Below are 18,700 nucleotides of genomic sequence, written 5' to 3'. Positions count from 1 at the left end.
CAACAGTGCGAACAGGCAAAAGCTATTTGCATAAGCCATCCCCAAACACACGCAAATAAATCGGGCTCGTCCAACAAACGGTTCAGATCGTGGCCGCTTCGCGTCACGATCTAACCTTACTCGTTAGCCCTCATTGCCACAAATAGATGTGGCCCTACTAAGCTGTTCAGGGGCGAGGTTGCTTTTTACCTCGGTGACGGCATCGTTGAGCCGCCTAAACGATGCGTTGCTTGTGTCTAGAAGTGCCTCAAATTTTGCCAATGTGGCCTCATCGGCTCCTCGTAACTGGTTGAGAGAGCTCTCAAGATTGTCGAGGTTGGATTTGAAACGTCCGAACTCCTCAAGACCGTGTTTCGTGTTTGTGGCGTGGGACAAACATGTTACCTGACTATAGGTGCGTCGGTGATGCGCTAGTGTTGTGAGAGTGCTTGCGCGAAACTCAGTCCAGCGCGCTGTACTTGAGGCGCGCCGACTTTCTAATAGTGACCAGGACGAAACAAGCAGCGCAATCGCAGATAAGGCGAGAGCTATCTTTTCTCCAACAGGTATCTTCGGTCTCTTCATGAGGGCTAACGTGATTTAATTTGACAAGCTGCAAAGATAACCGATAGGTAGTAAAAACACAAACACCATTTCACAAAAAAAAATAACTTATGAATCAATCGCTTGTCGTACTTTGAATGGCATTATTCATGATAACTAAAAGTGCAAACGGTCATGGCATTCTGTGAATATCTTCTACGCTATTAGCTCTTGATACGTTCTAAAGATGGAAATTGAATCCATCATCATCGTGACCGAGTTCGCCATCCAGCTCGACCTTTAATTCGACCTCAAAGCCTAGCTATCCACAATCAGATCACTGATAAAAACACCGACCACAAACATGCTGATAGCGCTCATTACCACCGATATCAATTTGTTCGCCAGCGGTCATGCGTTTGCCTTGTTCGTCGACGCGGATGTTCATGGTGGCTTTTTTGCCGCAGGTGCAGATGTTTTTTAGTTCTTCTATGGTGTCGGCTAATGTCATTAAATAGCCAGAGCCACGGAAGGGTTCGCCTAGGAAATCACTTCGTAATCCATAGCAAATAACCGGTATGCCACGCACATGAGCGAGTCGGTGTAATTGTTTGACTTGAGCGGGAGACAAAAACTGGGCTTCATCGACCAGTATGCAATTGACTAAGGGTGCGTTAGCGAAGAAATCAAAGTCGGCATCAAAGGTGGCTGCGTCGCGTTGCGGGCCTAGGCGTGAGGTGATTTTGCCCTCGCCGTAGCGGTTGTCGATAGCGGAGGTGTATAAGCACACGCTCTGCCCTTGTTCTTCGTAATTGTGTGCAACTTGTAGTAGTGCGGTGGACTTACCGGCATTCATCGCCGAGTATCGAAAATATAACTTAGCCAATTCTGTATTCCTGTGATTATTTGTGTACGACTTCGATGCGCGATCCTCGGTAAATTATTGAAGAATATATTTTTGAAACCGATTTCTTCGCCATCTATATCCATTATAAAGCTGGTTTAGTTACTTGCATGTATCATCCTTTTATTACCGCAGGCTATCACTCACTGGCCGGGGCGCGGAACCATCCCTCTTTTGGTACTAATTTTTCTTTTTCGGGATCACTTAGATAGTGCGGCGACATAATTTGTACGTTGTACTCATTAAATACATCTTGAATGTTTGCATGTAAGTTGCTAATGACTTCTGCGCGAGGTACTGGATCTTCGGATCTGGCTTGGCAGATCAACAAATACTCAGGATAAAAATCAGAGAGAGCAGTCTGAAATACTTTTGGCCGAGGTTCGTCCAGAATCCCGTTCGTTCTGCGCGCAGCTTCAACCAACATCGCTTCTACTTGACGCCAAGGAGTATCGTAACCGATGGTGACTTTGGTATCGACCACAAAGCCAGGTCCGTCAACTGCGCGAGAATAATTTTTTGTTACATTGCCTAATACCAGTGCGTTGGGAAGCGTGATTTCTAATCCCATGCCGTTACGTAATCTTGTGGTGAACATGCCTAGTTCGGTAATGGTGCCTTCGTGCTCATTCACTTGAATAAATTCACCCGTGCGATAGATGCGTGAGTAGGTCAAGATTAAACCACTGGCGGCTTGGGCAATTAGACTGGACGCCCCGAGTGAAATCATAAGACCAACCAAGACTGATACACCTTTAAACGCTTCGGTACCTGAGCCAGGCAAATAAGGATAGGCCATGGTCAAAGCGAAGAGCCAGATCGCAATTTTGGCGATACGACGGGTTGGTGACACGACGTCAGCAGCTAGCCAAGAGAGCGTGATGACCCCATTTTCAACCCTATCAAAGAAGGAATTGAACCCCTGTACTACCAGTTTTGCTAGGAAGAAAATGACCCCGGCGGTCAGTAGATCAGGTATCGCTTTAATTGCAGCGCTACCTATTGTTTCGGCGATACCTAAGAGATAGGAATTGAGTTGTTCACCCAGCGGCCGAGTGAAGGGGAACTGTGATAAAACAAAGCTGAGCCATTCGTAGCTGAGTAAAAAAATGAATACCCAAGATACCCATTGCAATACTCGGCGTAATCCCGTTTGTATGTAGTCTCGTTTGATTAGTTTCGCTTGAATTAGCTGATGACCTTCTAACTTATCACGAGCTAGCGACAAAATTCTGGCAATGGCCGCGCGACGTAATTTGAATAGTATCCAGAGCAAACCTACAAAAATACTTGACGCCAAAAGTACATAGCCACAGGCACGCAACATGCGATCTAAGCTGCGGCCTTCCTGTGTTTCTTTGAGTATTAAACTAATCTGTGATGCGGCTTGATTGGCCACGCTGGCGATCGTCTCTTGCTGGAATGGATCAATGTCATCAGGCGCAATATAAAAACTTCCGGCGCCATCAATCTGTAGCAATTTGCCTGGAGACATGTCGACGACATTAACTTTATGTTGCCCTGGTTGCGCGAGTTGTTGTGTGATACGGCGCTGTGCTCGACGTACTCGTTCTTCAGGCTCAATACCCAACACTGTGCTGCGGAAATGAATAATTTCCCGATTAAGCACTGTCAGCGTCGCTTCTTTGTTTGCAGAGTGTACGGTCGTAGTTGGCGCACCTAAGGCTATCTCAGGGCTGCGATTCATATCGGATGCGGCGGCCCACGAAGTTATTAATATGCAGCCCACAATTCCAATACAAGCACTAAAACGACGAAGCTGCATCGTGATCTTTTGATTAGTCATGGTAGAAAAAATTGGTAAGAAAAAATCAGAATAGATATAGATATTATTGCCGCCCAACCTGAAAGAAAATATTCTTCACGCCAGACGGTGCGATCGCGACGCCAAAATACATGGGCCCCATAAAGCTATTAAAACCGGTAAATAAGCTGAGGCTTTTGCGCGTGTTGTTAAATGAAATATCCTTGCCTTGATTCCAGACATTGCCAAATTCCAAGCTACTACCCATAAATAAGCTTTGCCCCGCTAGATCAAATTTGAGGGCGCGGTATAAGTAGGTGGCGCTGGCGTAGAGCATAAAATCGCCGGCAAATTGGTCTGGCTGGTAGGCTGATAATTGTTGAAATCCGCCTAAGGTAGAGCCGATGCCGCGCACATCTTTATTGGATAAAAATAAACCGGCACCATTGAATTTCAAATTGATGCTGTGACTATCTACACTTTGCGCCCAGGTGGTGTTGAAACTGAATTCACGGTATTTGTCGCCGCCGCGATTTATGCCGAGAAATAATTCACTACCAATTTCATATCCATAGCGAGGAAAGGCTGCATCGCTGAGCTGATCGATTACAAATGAGGACTTGAGGCCAGCCTGTTGCAGATCAACGCGAGGTAATGTGACAACCGTGGGGTTACCTCCACCAGTAATGACTTGCAGCGCACCTAGTTTGGGGCGGATGCGATATTGATTGGCGACTAAACCGAAGCGATATTCGCCGAGATTGCCACGTTCACCGATTTCACCGACCAGATCGACGCCGGTTTTTTCATGTTTGAAATTGTATTCAGCAACCCGTGTATCGCCCTCATAGAGATTGCGTACATTATTTTTGATATCAAAATATGGCGCGAGTAAGACGCCATTCACGCGTGACAACGGTTGTCGTAATTCGGTGCGTAGTCCTAATGCATTGCCAAATTGTATGTCGTTGCGCCATTCTAGGCCGCTGTCACTTAACCAAGGCCGCCTATGGCCAACTTGTAGCTGGAATCCACCTATTCCTTCAAAGCCGCTAGATAGCGCTAAACCAAAGCGTAAAAAATGCGGCCCCCATTTTCTTTCATTCGCATTGACGCGCACGCCGTATTTCCCATCGCGTTGTATGAGTTCATGACTGATGCCATCATATTCTCGCGTGATATTGAGTTTGGCGAGTTTGAGATTAATTTCCTCGGCGCTGTAGTTGATGCCTTCGACGATATCCACCTGACGGCGGATTTCATCGCTAGGAATAATGCCGTTGGAGGCGATATCGACAAAACCAATTTTGATGGCGGGTAACTCAACACCAGCCGCGCGTTGTCGATGGACGGCATAGTGTTCCAATGTGACGCTAAATTGACTTAATTGCGGCGTGATGGCTGCGGCGGCATCATTACCGATATTAATGGCTTCAGTCGAGCGGGCAAAATCCATGAAACTGACATTGCCCAAGTTTGGTTCTATCAAGATGTCTTTGCTCGTTAGCAGTGCCTTTTGTTGTTCGACGTTTTGTTCAGTCAAAATATTCACCATTTGTTGACTGACATTGATCAGGGAGGATAAGTTTGAGCGCGGTAATAGTGGCGTGCCGATATTCACCGCGATGATCACATCCGCGCCCATGTTACGCGCGATATCGACTGGCAAATTGCGTACTAAGCCACCATCCACTAGCAGCTTACCATCCAATTCAACCGGTGAAAAAACACCGGGTGCGGCCATGCTGGCGCGTATCGCTAAATGCAGAGGGCCTTTGTCGAAGACTACCATTTTGCCGCTTTCCAAATTAGTCGCCACCGCGCGAAACGGAATCGGCAAATCGTCAAAAGCCACATCGGATTTTAAATGCGCTGTCCAGTTATGAAATAGTTCCAGAAACTGGGTCGCTTGCACTGCGCCCGTTGGCAAGCGCACGCCGTCGGCGCTGAGACCCATGGTCGCGCCCAGAGGGTATTGTTTGTCTTCTTCGCGTAAAGCATGTGGTAGATAACGGCGCTCTACTCTGTCTAGTGCGATGTCGTTTAATTTTAGTTTGATCAAACGTTCTTCAATTTCTTTGGCGGATAAGCCTGATGCATATAAGCCACCGACTACCGCTCCCATACTGGTGCCAGCAATGCAGTCAATCGGAATCCGCAAAGCCTCTAATTGCTTCAGCACGCCAATATGAGCAAAGCCGCGTGCGCCACCGCCTGATAATACGAGGCAAATCTTGGGATGGGCTTTATTCGGCGAGCTTGATAAATGCGATGCGAGGCTCTGTAGTCTGTGCTGGACTGTCTGCGTCGTCAGCGTTGTCGGCACTATTGGTTCTGCCGAGCTGGCCGCGCTTTCTTGTGCAAACGTCGGTGCGGCTGCTAGGAGTGTGTAGATACAAAGCAGGTAAATGAGTTGAGTAGGCCATTGAGAGCGTTGTTTAACAAGCTTCTGTGAAATCCGCACTAGCTTTTGAGCCTGAGCTGATACTTGAGAGTGAAGCAAGTCGGTCACTGTAAATGTCCTCATAGGTGAGAGCCTTGTGGTTTGCTGTGTTGTGTTTGAGAAAGTGGCTTGGTTGGCTATCTGCCGATGGCGTTGATCCGTGCGTTGAGCCATGTTAACGGAATTCGCTTTGATCTTGCGAGCTATGTCGTCAAAGCGTACCAGCTCACTCTAAAAATGTTGGCAAATCATAACATTCACCATGTTCGTGGTCGTCTCGATTGGATGGGCTGCATAGGCTTGCATAGACACATTTCCTTTATAGCCAGACGGCAATTAGATTTTTTGTAAGTGATTGTTGGCTCCAAGCAAGGAAAAATTATTTACGCTAAAATATTGCCTAGTCAATGATTATTTAATGCCATGAAACAAGAAACCCCACCTCTACAATTTAATGTCACTCAGGTTGAAGACAGTGTTGGCTACCTGTTGGCGCGGGCGCGCACTATGTTGGCGGTGTCCGCCGATCAATCTTTGCGCACCCTCGACATTACACATGCACAAGCTAGCGTGATGATGATGTTGTCAATCGGTAAATGTAGTACCGCTGCTGAATTAGCACGCGATATGTTTATCGATGCCGCCGCGATGAAACGTACTTTAGACAAAATTGCCTCTAAAGGATGGATTAAGCGCGTTGCAGATGAACAAGATAGACGTCTCTTTAAGTTGGAGCTGACTGATGCCGGACATGCGCTGGCCGCCCAAATTCCCTCCGTTTTTCATGGGGTGATGGAAGTTGGATTTACTGGATTTAGTCAAGAAGAGATCGGTTTTCTCAAGTCTTTACTGAGAAAGCTGTTGGCTAACCGTCCCTTGCTTGAGGCTCGTGGTGAGGAATAAGTAAAAAGTCGATCAGATGTTGGTACTTAGCTAGAAATGAGAGCAATTAAATTGACTAGGCAATAATATTTAACGAGCAATAACGAGTAACCAAAAGACACAAGATATGAAACAAACGTTTTCTTTAATCGCAGCCAAACGCCCTAGACTATCGGCTTTGGCAGCGGCGAGCGCACTGGTTTTGCTGAGTGCCTGCGCAAGTCAGCATGGCATTACCAGCCACGCTACAGTGAAAGCCATCGCTGAGCTGACGGGCGTCGAAAAACTGGCGCAAGCCCAAAATAGCTGGCCCGACACCCAATGGGCGACCCAAATCGGTGGCAAGCCCTTACAAGAATTGATAGACACGGCCTTAGCGGACAATCCGGGTTTGCAGGCAGCGACCACGCGTATCGATGCGGCCCGTGCCCTGCGTACGGTGGTGCGCGCTTATCAAAAACCAGGCTTAGCGTTAAGTGCTGGTAGCACTTACCAACGTTTTACCGAACACGGCTTAGTGCCGCCACCGCTGGCAGGCACATATGACACCGATAATTCTGTGACGCTGGGTACTAGCTACGAATTCGATTTTTGGAATAAACATAGTGCTGAATTGCGTGCGGTATTGTCGCAAGAAAAAATGGCCGAGGCTGAGCGTCAAAGTGCTCGTTTAAGCTTGAGCACCGCGATAGCGCGTACTTGGTTGCAATTAGCGCGTCAATATCAACAACTGGCGCTGAGCGAACAACAACTGCAATTGCGCCAAGAGTTAGATGGATTGACGGCGCGCCGCGTTAAAGCGGGCTTGGATAATGAGACCGATGTGCAACAGAGTCTTTTGCAATTGTCGGCGCTAAAAAATGAAATCAATAGTTGGCACGAAGCCATTGCCTTGAGCCGGAATCAACTCGCCGCTCTACTTGGCGCGGGACCCGAACGCGGTCAGCAAATTGCGATTCCTCAATTGTCATTGAAAGCAGACGTTACAGTTCCCTCGAACTTACAATTGGATTTACTGGGACGGCGCCCTGATCTGGTCGCCGCTCGTTGGCGTCTAGAAGCAGGTCAGTCAGAGGTTGATCTGGCCAGAACACAGTTTTACCCTAATGTCAGTATCAGTGCCTTTATCGGCTTGTCGAGCTTGGGTCTGGATAATTTTGTGAAGAGCGGTAGCACGATAGTCGGCGCGGGTCCGGCATTGCATATGCCTATCTTCGCGGGTGATCGTTTGCGCGCTCAATTGACATCGAAAGTCGCTAGTTACGATGCGGCAGTCGCTACTTATAACCAGAGCTTGATTGAAGCGATTCATGAAGTCGCGGATCAAGTACAAAATATTCAAGGCGCCAGTAAACAATCGCAACAACAAATGCTGTCATTGCATGCAGCGCAAGCCACTGTGCAATTAGCGCAGAAACGTTACGAGGCTGGCATCGCGAATCAACTCCCTGTTTTGCTAGCAAAGAGTGCCTTAATCGGTCAGCAAAAATTGGCGACTGACTTGTCTATCCGCTATAGCGACAGTCAGATCAATCTGATCAAAGCATTAGGTGGTGGCTACGATATGAATCCAGAACTAGCTAGCCTTCCTGCTTTAGCAAATCAAACATCCTTACCATCAATATCTAAATCGACATCGGAGGGCGCGCAATGAACGCTCCTACACAAAATACAACTAATTCAGCTTCTGGCACCAATCCTGAAAGCGGCAAACGCCGTTATTTGTTGACCATCGTTACTGTACTCTTGCTCGTGGCGGGGATCGCTTATGCAATTTATTGGAGTATGTTTTCTCGTAATTTTGAGAGCACAGAAGATGCCTACGCCGCAGGTAATGTAGTGCAGATTACGCCGCAAATTGCGGGCACAGTGCTGGCGATTCATGCCGATGACACTGAGTTGGTAAGCGCTGGTAAAACCTTGGTTGAATTCGACAAGACCGATGCCAAAGTCGCTCTAGAACAAGCCGAGGCGCAATTAGCGCAAACCGTGCGTGAAGTCAGTGTCTTGTTCGCGAATAATAGTAGTTTGCAAGCGGGTATCGCATTGCGTAGCAGCGAAGTAGAACGAACCAAAGCCGATCTGGCGCGTCGTCAAGAACTGCGCGGTACTGGCGCGGTGTCGCAAGAAGAAATCGAACATGCACGCAATAGCGTTAAAGCCGCTGAGGCTGCCTTGCTGACAGCGAAAGAACAGTTGAACGCTAATCATGCATTGACCAGCAATACCAATGTAGCGCAACACCCTTCCGTCTTGCGTGCCGCTGCGAAAGTCCGTGAAGCCAGTTTGGCCTTAAGCCGCGCCACTTTACCAGCACCTTTGAGCGGTTATATCGCTAAACGTTCGGTACAAGTGGGACAACGAGTAGCACCGGGCGCACCTTTGATGTCCATCGTTGCACTCAATTCTTTATGGGTTGATGCCAATTTTAAAGAAGTCCAATTAGCCCATATGCGTGTCGGTCAAGACGTGGTTTTGCAGTCTGATTTGTATGGCAGTGATGTGGAATTTCACGGCAAAGTGCTTGGCATGTCAGCTGGTACTGGTTCGGCGTTTGCCTTACTACCTGCGCAAAATGCTAGCGGTAATTGGATCAAAGTTGTGCAACGTGTACCTGTGCGTATTTCACTCGACGCCAAAGAGTTAGAAGCCCATCCTTTGCGGATAGGCGTGTCTATGCATGCGAAGGTGAATATCTCTCAGCAACAAGGCGCACCGGTAGCAGCGACACCAGCCCTACGCTCCACGCCTGCGTATCAGACCGCGGTATTTGAACAAGGCAGTCAAGACGCTGATAAAAAAATTGCGCAGATCATTCATGCTAATTTGTCTTCTGTATCGGCAGCGGCATCAGCATCGCTTAAGAAGTTAGCGCAAGCCAATGTGGCTGCAACGAAAGCACAGTAATGAGTTCGGCTGCAGTACATATACACCATGAGCCGTTAAAGGGAACACAGTTAGTCGTCGGTACCGTGGCTCTGTCTTTAGCGGTGTTCATGAATGTTCTTGATTCATCGATCGCCAATGTCTCGATTCCCGCCATTTCAGGTAATCTCGGCGTCTCGCCCCAGCAGGGAACTTGGGTTATTACCTCGTTTGCAGTGGCGAATGCGATCTCGGTTCCCTTGACTGGCTGGCTGACCCAACACTTCGGCCAAGTGCGTTTGTTCATGGCCTCGATTATGCTATTTGTCTTGTCGTCGTGGCTATGTGGTATGGCGCCCAATATTGAAATACTGATCGCGGCACGTGTATTGCAAGGTGCGGTAGCGGGACCTATGATTCCCTTGTCACAGTCGCTGTTGCTGGGCAGTTATACGCCCGCCAAGAGTTCGATGGCGCTAGCGTTTTGGGGTATGACTACGCTGGTGGCACCCATTATGGGACCACTGTTGGGTGGCTGGATTTCAGATAATTATTCTTGGCCGTGGATTTTCTATATCAATATCCCTGTGGGCTTATTCACCGCTTGGGCGACTTGGTCGGTGTATCACAACCGCGAATCGGCTACACGCGATTTACCTATAGATAAAGTCGGTTTGGTTCTGCTCGTAGTCTGGGTAGGCGCATTGCAGTTGATGCTCGACAAAGGCAAAGAATTAGATTGGTTCAACTCGGGTGAAATCGTTCTCTTGACGGTGATTGCGGTAGTCGGTTTGATTTACTTTATTATTTGGGAAAACGGACAAGATCATCCTGTTGTGGATTTGTCGCTGTTCAAAGGGCGAAACTTTTCTGCGGGCGTGATAGCGATCTCGGTCGGTTATGGTTTGTTCTTCGGCAGTCTGTTGATCATGCCGTTATGGCTGCAGACTCAGTTGTCTTATACCGCTACCGAGGCTGGTAAAGTCATGGCACCGGTCGGCGTCTTTGCGATTTTGTTGTCACCCGTCATTGGGAAAATTTTACCCAAAGTCGATCCACGTAAAATCGCGTCTATGGCATTTCTCATTTTTGCGCTAGTGTTTTTTATGCGTGCGCGCTTCAACACCGAAGTCGATACCATGAGTTTGATGATACCGACACTAATTCAAGGCGCGGCGATGGCGATGTTTTTTATTCCATTGACCTCGATTATTTTGTCGGGACAGCCTGCCCATAAAATGCCAGCTGCATCGGGTTTATCCAATTTCGTCAGGATTATGTTTGGTGCAATGGGTGCCTCAATAATGACTACGATGTGGGATAGCCGTAGCAGCATGCACCATGCGCATATTACCGAAGCGATAGGTACGGGTTCTACTGCCTTTCAACAAGGCATGCAGAACTTGCAGCAAGCGGGTTTGCCAGAAGCGGGGGCGTACGCCGTGATTGATCGTAATATCAGTGTGCAAGCCAGTACCATGGCAGCGACCGACTTGTTTTATTTGGCGGGATTTATTTTCTTAGGATTAGTGGCGCTGGTGTGGCTGACCAAACCTAAAAGATCCAGCGGTCCAGTGGATGCGGGTGGTGCGCATTAAGCTTGTGCAGAGTTGGCAGCGGATGAGCTTGGTCCGCTGCATTCTTGCGTTCACTGCATTTCCTTCAAATCGGATTCCGACCAAAGTTGTTGACAGCGCTCCTGGTGGGACGGTTTTTTATCTAACTTGAAGCCGAATTTTGACCATTCATAACTCAGTATAAGTGGCTTGGTTTTGTCTACATCACTTCCTAGATTTTCTCTTAAGTCAATTTGCCCTAGATGACTTTTGGCTTCATGCAAAACGCATAAAAAGTCCGCACCAGCTACTCCATCAAGTTCTTTTTGTACACTCAGGTCACGTATAGGATAGGCCAAGGCCGAACCACGCCACAGAGGAAATAGGCGCTGATTGCGCAGACTATAGACGTGAGGTCGCAGAGCTTTTCGTTGATCAAAAGTAGATTCCAATTCCAATAAAAATAGCCAAGCAGGATCAGATTTGCCTAGTTGTATGGCTTCTATCTTGCGTAGGGGCAGTCCATCAGCGATAGGTTTTTGTGTGTCGGTTTGATTGGCAAGTCGTAACTGATATTTCCCTGCATCCGTACCTGCACCTGCACTTACGCCTGCTGCGGGCGCGCCATAAAAGCTAGGAGGCGATTTATTTTGTGAACTCTCGCACGATAGACCGCCCTGCGCGCTATCGGGTATCAGGCTTTGAATGATCGCAGAGCTGCCATTGCGCTCTGTTTGATAAGCATCGCAATGGATGGCATCGCTGCTTCGAGAAAAACGGCAAGCTGCTAATCCGCCTTTGTGGGTCGTCGGATATTTTTGATCGAAGACATGATTACCGAGCGAGAACCAAACTGCTTTACCATTCACACATTCTGGCGCTTGGATCACATGAGGATGATGACCTAGTATCAGATCAACGCCTTGTTCTGTGAGCCAAAGAGCGGCGTCTCTTTGTTGTTGCGAGACCCAGTTTTGGTACTCGTTGCCCCAATGAATACTGACGATGACTTTATCGGCGAGTTGTCGTGCCAGTTGTAGTTGTTGCTTGAGTGCCAGAGAAGGAATGCGATCTGCGTGACCGTTTGCGTCGGCGACTAGCGATAGCGCTATCAAGGCCAATTTCAAACCATTGGCCTCGCCGAATTGCAGACCTCGACGCCCATCGATCACACTCATACCTTGCTGTTGTAAGCTGTGTGTAGTCAGTTCTCTACCTACTGCTCCCAGATCAGCGCTGTGGTTGTTTGCTATCGACAGATGGGTAAAACCAGCTTGCTTGAGATATTTCAGGTAGTCAGCAGAGACTTGTAAACACAAATCAGTTTTGACGAGACAAGGCAGTTGATCACCGCTTACGCTGGCTTCAAAATTAGCGAGACGAACCGGACTCGCTGGAAATTGATCAGCGATCAAATGCCAAGGGCTACGACCGCTCAGGCGCATTTCGCGCTCTACCAAACGTCCTAGCATAATGTCACCGACAGCGACGATATCGTAGCCTGATTGAGTAACGGGCGGTGCTGCTATTGTTGTTACTTCTACCGGCGCTGAGCACACACTAGTCAGTATCAAGAGCAGGAATGCAGCTCTAAATTTAGCGGTGATACTGAGGTAAATGTAGTTAACAACGCCAGTGAAAATCAGCGAACTTTGGCGCATGCCAGTGCCTGTTTCAATACATAAGGTTTAACCCAAGCAGGACGTGTAGTTTTGTCTTCTACCTCGCGCCATTCTTCGTCGGTCATAGTCTCAGCTGCGGTCATTTCGTAGTAGCTATAGATGGCGGCTCGCATCAATTGGCGTGCTCCGGGTTTGCCTACACTTTGATCCCACTCTAAGGGATGTCCAACGGCGGCTAATAATCGAGTGCCGTTACTTTTTGCTACGTCGGCGACTTTCGCGATAGGGTCAGGTTGTTTCATCGCGCCATCCGCGTTATAGACGGATTTGAAGAGTAAAAAGTCATGTTCTGCCGACGCGCCGATTTTTTCGATTAAGTCATATTCCTTAGCGCTTAGTTCTTTTCCTTGATTTTGCCGACTGGCCATATCAGCTAATTGACGCAACAGCGCGGCGGCTTCTTGAATACGTTTTTGATAGGCTTGGCTGGTATCTTGTATGGATTTAGTTTTCGGCCACTGCGCAGAAAGCTGATGGCTATGTTGGGCGATTTGTTCGAGTAAATCTGCCATGTGATGGAAGCTGGCGGGATCGGGTTCTACGCCACCGCGCGGTGGTGCGTGTTGTACTGTCTCAAAGACAAAGCCGCCTTGGCCACCTTGCGCGCCAGTGATGTCGTTGACTAAGACATTGGCGTGACGCAGCGTCGCCCATGAGGCCAAACCGGTTTGCAAACGTTTGGTCTGCCATAGTTGTTTGGAATTGGGCGGTAAGCTGTCGGGTGGCGTTGCGAATTCTGTGGCCAGCGCATTGATCCAAGCATGGTAAAGACTATGCTTAGGCTGGATAGCGCTAGGTGCTTGTTGCTTGAGTGCTTTGATACGATTTTCTAAAGACGGAAATTTTTTGAAATCGCCTTGCAATAAGGTATAGGCCAAATCGCTTCCCAGCACGGCGGCAATATCCAATCCAGACGGTAAGGCGCGCGGATGATTGGGCGAGACTTGTAATTCTTTTGGCCAATTTTGACGGTAAGTCGTGTTATGAAATATCTCGTTATCAAAGCCCCAGCCTAGAGGAAATAATTTGGCTTCAGGATCGGATTCTCTCGCATAAGTAGCGCTAGCCGGTGTCTGGCTTGACCATGCTAAGGTGGCGCGTGATGGTGCGATTAAGCTATCGTAACTTCTAGCCCAAGTAGTTGCTGCCGCGGTGAGTGGTTTAGGCAGTTGCTTAATTTCGCTGAGTGTTTCGGTTGATAGTTTTTGCATCGCTAAATAACGCACGGCACGGAAATAGCGTGCGCTGTTGTCGTCACTATCGTAGTGACCGCGTGGCTTAAATTCGGAGTAATCAAGTGGGCTGCCAGTGAGTGGCGATATCTCATTGGCACTGGCTGTTTCGATTTTTGCGACCTCATCTTTGACTTGAAGACGCAGCGCTTCAGGTACTTGATTCAATGCTTTTTTGTCTCGGACTACGGCAGCCGCATACATGATTTTCGCGAAGCTCGTGGTGTTGGCTGGTGCGCTCAGTGTTGCGTAGTGCGTGATTGCCGAACGTAGAAAGGCGTCGAGATGGGGCATAACCGCATGGCGCTCGTGTAAGATGAATAGACCCTCATAAGCGGCAGCAATATTTTCCCAAAATAAATCCGTTGAAACCAAATAAGGGCGTTTGGGGACTTCGGTGCCCGCAGCGCATTGATAGGCTTCTGCATCGTATAGTGAATACATTTGCGGTGTCAGCCAATCCTGCCAGTCTATTGGCCGAAATGCGCCACCGTATTGATCAATAGTGGCAACATCTTGTTTGTCGTGCAGGAACATCCAAGCATTTTTGATATCGCCAGCTGGAATATTGACCGCTAGCTTTTGTAAATGCTGTTGTTGCTTAAGGTCTTGCGTTAGCACCAGCAGATGCTGTCCATCAGGCAAAGAGCTGGGAGGGCTGATGAAATTCAAATCGGGAAGTAGCTTGATGGTGTCATTAGATACAGTGCTATAGAGTTGAACGCCGGGCGTATTTTTGCGCCAGTGCTGTAAATATAGTCCATTACGAGACCACGCTAAAAAGCCGCCACAAATAGATTTTTTATGGTCTTTGCTTATGTCTTTATCTATGCTCCAATCATTGACAACATAATTTAGTTTGGTGAAACAAGATGCCTCGTCTTGAACTAATAGCGCTAATCCCGAGGGATGTAAGCTAGCCGGTAAGGTGCTGCCTTGCTGCATCTGAAACGGAGAGCCATCCCATTCTTCATCTTTGTGTAAGGGCACAATATCTGCCCCAATTACGCTGTAGGCGGCACTGCCGTCGTCGCGTACGCTGTAAGTGGTCCAAGCTTTGCCATTACTCTGCGCAAAATAGATACGGTGCGCATCTCGCGCTTTGGGGTCTTGCAAATACGAGGGACTGAGTTTCGCTGCCGATATCATCAAGCGACGTAGTGGTTTGTTGGTTTGATAGATAACGTGTGTTTTCCATTGTGGCGCCGTGCTATCAAGGCGTTCAATACGTGACACGCCTGCGTTATTCCGAGTGAGTAGTATCACGCTATTGTCGGCAGGATGGATCGCCAAGGCTTGAAGACTTACTTGGGCAGGCGGGGTATAACTAAGAATTTGTTGACTAGCAAAGTGCCACTGTTTGAGGGAATAGCCTTGGGCATTTTTCACGATAACCCAACTGGTAGCGCTGTCGTTACTCACGTCATAGTCGATCACTTGCTCGCCAACATCCAAGTCTAGCTTGGCGACAGCTGTGGGATTTTGTGTTGAGGATTGTGCTCCGGATTGGGCTAGTGCGCAAGTTTGTAGCAAGCAGAGCGCCAGCGCGCTCAAGGTTTTATGCGGCAATTTCATAGAAAAAAGAATGGGGAGTTAGGATGATATGTGCAATTTTGACACATAACTTACCAACTCCCTTTTCTTTTTATCCGCGCTTTTTCAGAACTTCGCGCTATCAACATCCTTCAAGAATTGGATCAAACCCGTAAAATACGTGCTGCTATCGTCGTACATAGACATATGACTACCATTGGGACAAGTCAGTGCGCGCCCACGTTGTACTTTCTTCGCCATCGCTGCCATATACGCAGGGTCCATGGTGTCGTGTTGACCGCCTATGGTTAAGGTTGGCACGGTGATTTTCCCTAAATCTTTACTTCTATCCCAATTGAGTAATTTACCGCTGGCACCGAGTTCACTAGGGCCTTGCATGGACACATAGATGGCTGGATTGACGTGTTTGAAAGAGCGATTGACTGGATCAGGCCATTGCGCTTGCGGCATGCGCAAAACATGTTTTTCATAATGGTGAGGAATCAGTAATTCCATGTAGCGCGGGTCTTCATATTTACCGGCCGCTTCTAGCGCTTGGGTTTCTTTTAATACGGTTTGATCCATGGCTGGCATTAAGACTTTTTGTGCGTAGTCATTGTAGGCAGGGATGCTATCGACCATATTTGAGATGATCAGACCTTTGAGATTTTGTTGGTATTTCAAAGCGTATTCCATCGCCAGTATGCCGCCCCATGAGTGGCCTAAGAGATAGAAATTTTTCTGGTCAAGTTTGAGGGCTTGCCGTACCTGTTCTACTTCTTCCACATAGCGTGGCAGGTCAATCAGAGAAGGATCTTGTGGCTGGTCACTGAAGTGTGAGCCGAGTTGATCATAGTAATAATATTCAATCCCAGCGCCCGGAAAATAGCTGTCAAACACTTCAAAATATTCATGCGTCATGCCGGGACCGCCGTGCAGCAATAAGACTTTGATGCTGGGATTGTTACCCGTGCGTTTAGTCCAAACTTTAAAGTCACCTTTGGGCGTGCTGATCTTGATTTGTTTGACGCCACCGGACAATACATCGTCGCGTCCGGTTTGATCGAAATAGCTGCTTACTTGGCTCGCGGTTGCTGGCGTCGCTGGTGCATCACTTTTTTGACATGCGTTTAGATTTATCACTAAAGCGCTTATAAGGGATAGTGTGCTGAATATTTTTCTCATTTTTTGCCTCATTAAGAATTCATATTAATTGTTATGTTGGTCTAAAGCATGCTCTATTCTACGATCGGGTATTAACCACATGAATGCAACCAGTACGTAGATGATTTGGGAGAGTATGGGTAGATGAAATGCCACCGCAATCGCAATCCCGTATAAGACGATAGACAGTTTGCCTTTGAGATCACGGCCTATGGCGTTTTTGATGACAGCATTGTCGCTGGCAGCGCAGATGATGGAATATTGCAGCATCCAATACGCCACCGCAGACATAAACAAAATCACGCCATACAAGGCCGTTGGCCCTGCAGAAAAATGGTTCTCACCCATCCAGCCGGTAGCGAACGGAATCAGTGATAACCAGAACAGCAGATGCAGATTCGCCCATAAATTACCGGCACTGATGTGGTGTGTGGCATGCAGCATGTGATGATGGTTGTTCCAGTAAATCCCAATGTAGACAAAGCTCAGGACATAGCTGAAAAACACAGGAATCAGCGGCAGTAGTGCTTCTATGCTTTCGCCATGTGGCACTTTTAATTCCAACACCATGATGGTGATAATAATGGCGATGACACCATCGCTGAAAGCTTCTAAACGTCCTTTTCCCATGTTTTTCTCTTCCTTTTTTTGAATTTACCGAATTTACTTGCGGTGATTTGATCTTTGTTCTGTCAATTTAGTGATTACAATGTTTGATCTGAAGTGCTTTTTGATGCACACCTATTGAACAAGTTGCCGCTATGACCCAATCCGCTGGTGAATCTCACTATCATGTTGCACCCGCCTTCCCCGATTTTTGGCTAGCCCTACGGTTTTGGCTGAAGCTAGGCTTCATCAGTTTCGGTGGCCCTGCCGGACAGATTGCGATTATGCATCAAGAATTAGTGGAAAAACGTCGTTGGATTTCCGAACAACGCTTTTTGCACGCCCTCAACTACTGCATGCTGTTGCCTGGGCCAGAGGCGCAGCAATTAGCGACTTATATCGGTTGGTTATTACATGGTGTGCGTGGCGGTGTGGTGGCCGGCGTGTTATTTGTGCTGCCCTCTTTGTTGTTGTTGATTGCCCTGTCGTGGCTGTACATTGCTTATGGTCAGACTAGCCTAGTGGCGGGACTTTTTTATGGCATTAAACCGGCGGTGACGGCCATCGTCCTACAAGCCGCGCATAGAATCGGTGGACGTACTTTAAAGAATGCGAGTTTATGGGCAATCGCCGTGGCTGCTTTCATTGCGATCTTTGCGCTGGATTTACCGTTTCCTTTGATCGTATTGTGTGCTGCGGTGGTGGGTTATTTGGGAGGACGTTTTGTGCCACAACATTTTCATGCTGCTGGCGGACATAACTCGAATACGGCGCATACCAAGCAGGTGAGCTATGGCGTCGCCGTGATCGATGATCAGACACCGACACCTAATCATGCTCGATTCAGTTGGGCGGGTTTGTGTCGGGTTTTGTTGGTGGGCGTGCTGTTGTGGGCTTTGCCTATGCTGAGTTTGATCTGGCTCTTCGGCTGGCAACATACGCTGACGCAGATGGCATGGTTCTTTACCAAAGCGGCGTTCATGACTTTTGGTGGTGCGTATGCGGTGTTACCTTATGTGATGCAAGCAGCAGTGCATCACTATGGCTGGCTTACTGCGGGACAAATGATAGACGGTTTAGCTTTGGGCGAAACCACGCCTGGGCCTTTGATTATGGTGCTGGCCTTTGTTGGTTTTGTGACGGTTTATGTGCAGGCCTTATTTGGTGCAGATCAGCTCTTTTTAGCAGGAGCGGTGGCCGCGATTTTGGTGACGTGGTTTACGTTTTTGCCTTCGTTTATTTTTATTCTGGCAGGTGGACCTTTGATTGAGCGTACGCATAATCAAATCAATTTTACCGCGCCCTTAAGCGCCATCACTGCGGCAGTGGTTGGTGTGATCGTTAATCTGACCCTGTTTTTTGCCTATCACGTGCTATGGCCGCAAGGTTTTACCGCTGATTTTGTCAGTAGTTTTGATCCTTGGGCGGCGGGTATTGCGGTATTGGCGGCGATTGCATTGATCCGCTTAAAATGGAATGTGATGTGGGTGATCGCCTTGGCCGCGTTGGCGGGCTTATTGATACGCTTTTTCGCTGGATGACGCTT

The 18,700-nt window shown here is 48.1% G+C and carries 12 protein-coding genes; 5 read left to right on the top strand and 7 right to left on the bottom strand.

What is annotated here, in order from left to right:
* Nucleotides 1-859 precede the first annotated feature (859 nt).
* The 3 genes from ACFFJH_RS15880 to ACFFJH_RS15870 all read right to left on the bottom strand — a co-directional run bounded on the left by ACFFJH_RS15880 (nt 860) and on the right by ACFFJH_RS15870 (nt 5,718).
* Entirely contained in the window at nt 860-1,408 is a 549-nt protein-coding gene (locus tag ACFFJH_RS15880) for a thymidine kinase (RefSeq protein WP_390213911.1), read from the bottom strand.
* Nucleotides 1,409-1,565: 157 nt separating this feature from the next.
* The gene (locus ACFFJH_RS15875; protein ID WP_390213910.1) at nt 1,566-3,233 is read right to left on the bottom strand and encodes a mechanosensitive ion channel family protein; all 1,668 of its coding nucleotides are present in this window, start codon (nt 3,231-3,233) and stop codon (nt 1,566-1,568) included.
* 43 nt (nt 3,234-3,276) lie between these two features.
* Nucleotides 3,277-5,718, bottom strand: coding sequence for a patatin-like phospholipase family protein (locus ACFFJH_RS15870; protein WP_390213909.1), 2,442 nt, complete (start codon nt 5,716-5,718; stop codon nt 3,277-3,279).
* 339 nt (nt 5,719-6,057) lie between these two features.
* Between ACFFJH_RS15870 and ACFFJH_RS15865 the strand changes: the two genes are divergently transcribed.
* The 4 genes from ACFFJH_RS15865 (at nt 6,058) to ACFFJH_RS15850 (ending at nt 10,979) form a co-directional block, all read left to right on the top strand.
* The gene (locus ACFFJH_RS15865; protein ID WP_390213908.1) at nt 6,058-6,537 is read left to right on the top strand and encodes a MarR family winged helix-turn-helix transcriptional regulator; all 480 of its coding nucleotides are present in this window, start codon (nt 6,058-6,060) and stop codon (nt 6,535-6,537) included.
* Between the two features lie 106 nt (nt 6,538-6,643).
* A complete protein-coding gene (locus ACFFJH_RS15860; protein WP_390213907.1) occupies nt 6,644-8,170 on the top strand; it encodes an efflux transporter outer membrane subunit in 1,527 nt (508 codons plus the stop codon).
* Complete coding sequence (locus ACFFJH_RS15855; protein ID WP_390213906.1) at nt 8,167-9,423, top strand: HlyD family secretion protein; 1,257 nt, start codon at nt 8,167-8,169, stop codon at nt 9,421-9,423. The genes ACFFJH_RS15860 and ACFFJH_RS15855 overlap by 4 nt, the downstream gene beginning before the upstream one ends.
* The gene (locus ACFFJH_RS15850; RefSeq protein WP_390213905.1) at nt 9,423-10,979 is read left to right on the top strand and encodes a DHA2 family efflux MFS transporter permease subunit; all 1,557 of its coding nucleotides are present in this window, start codon (nt 9,423-9,425) and stop codon (nt 10,977-10,979) included. The genes ACFFJH_RS15855 and ACFFJH_RS15850 overlap by 1 nt, the downstream gene beginning before the upstream one ends.
* A gap of 50 nt (nt 10,980-11,029) precedes the next feature.
* Here ACFFJH_RS15850 and ACFFJH_RS15845 read toward each other — a convergent pair whose 3' ends face one another.
* From ACFFJH_RS15845 to ACFFJH_RS15830, 4 genes are all read right to left on the bottom strand, one after another.
* The gene (locus ACFFJH_RS15845) at nt 11,030-12,598 is read right to left on the bottom strand and encodes a CapA family protein (RefSeq protein WP_390213904.1); all 1,569 of its coding nucleotides are present in this window, start codon (nt 12,596-12,598) and stop codon (nt 11,030-11,032) included.
* Nucleotides 12,580-15,426 carry a DUF3160 domain-containing protein gene (locus ACFFJH_RS15840; protein ID WP_390213903.1) on the bottom strand — a complete coding sequence of 949 codons (2,847 nt, stop codon included), beginning with the start codon at nt 15,424-15,426 and terminating at the stop codon, nt 12,580-12,582. Before ACFFJH_RS15840 ends, ACFFJH_RS15845 begins: the two co-directional genes overlap by 19 nt.
* 84 nt (nt 15,427-15,510) lie before the next feature.
* A complete protein-coding gene (locus ACFFJH_RS15835) occupies nt 15,511-16,527 on the bottom strand; it encodes a proline iminopeptidase-family hydrolase (RefSeq protein WP_390213902.1) in 1,017 nt (338 codons plus the stop codon).
* 66 nt (nt 16,528-16,593) lie between these two features.
* Nucleotides 16,594-17,178, bottom strand: a complete 585-nt coding sequence (locus ACFFJH_RS15830; RefSeq protein ID WP_390213901.1) for a TMEM175 family protein — start codon at nt 17,176-17,178, stop codon at nt 16,594-16,596.
* A 131-nt stretch (nt 17,179-17,309) separates the two neighbouring features.
* Here ACFFJH_RS15830 and chrA point away from each other — a divergent pair, with 131 nt between their 5' ends.
* Nucleotides 17,310-18,695: a chromate efflux transporter gene (chrA, locus tag ACFFJH_RS15825; protein WP_390213900.1), complete on the top strand. Its 1,386-nt coding sequence runs from the start codon at nt 17,310-17,312 to the stop codon at nt 18,693-18,695.
* Nucleotides 18,696-18,700 lie beyond the last annotated feature (5 nt).

The sequence above is a fragment of the Affinundibacterium danionis genome, from assembly GCF_042432465.1.
In the GTDB taxonomy this organism is placed as follows: Bacteria; Pseudomonadota; Gammaproteobacteria; order Burkholderiales; family Burkholderiaceae_D; genus Undibacterium; species Undibacterium danionis.
This window is presented reverse-complemented; position numbering and strand designations above follow the sequence as displayed.

Bases quoted from the DNA above. Each gene is read 5' to 3' on its own strand.
- ACFFJH_RS15865 (WP_390213908.1), top strand. From the start codon at position 6,058: ATGAAACAAGAAACCCCACCTCTACAATTTAATGTCACTCAGGTTGAA.
- ACFFJH_RS15830 (WP_390213901.1), bottom strand. From the start codon at position 17,178: ATGGGAAAAGGACGTTTAGAAGCTTTCAGCGATGGTGTCATCGCCATT.
- ACFFJH_RS15850 (WP_390213905.1), top strand. From the start codon at position 9,423: ATGAGTTCGGCTGCAGTACATATACACCATGAGCCGTTAAAGGGAACA.
- ACFFJH_RS15860 (WP_390213907.1), top strand. From the start codon at position 6,644: ATGAAACAAACGTTTTCTTTAATCGCAGCCAAACGCCCTAGACTATCG.
- chrA (WP_390213900.1), top strand. From the start codon at position 17,310: ATGACCCAATCCGCTGGTGAATCTCACTATCATGTTGCACCCGCCTTC.
- ACFFJH_RS15870 (WP_390213909.1), bottom strand. From the start codon at position 5,718: ATGAGGACATTTACAGTGACCGACTTGCTTCACTCTCAAGTATCAGCT.
- ACFFJH_RS15840 (WP_390213903.1), bottom strand. From the start codon at position 15,426: ATGAAATTGCCGCATAAAACCTTGAGCGCGCTGGCGCTCTGCTTGCTA.
- ACFFJH_RS15855 (WP_390213906.1), top strand. From the start codon at position 8,167: ATGAACGCTCCTACACAAAATACAACTAATTCAGCTTCTGGCACCAAT.
- ACFFJH_RS15875 (WP_390213910.1), bottom strand. From the start codon at position 3,233: ATGACTAATCAAAAGATCACGATGCAGCTTCGTCGTTTTAGTGCTTGT.
- ACFFJH_RS15845 (WP_390213904.1), bottom strand. From the start codon at position 12,598: ATGCGCCAAAGTTCGCTGATTTTCACTGGCGTTGTTAACTACATTTAC.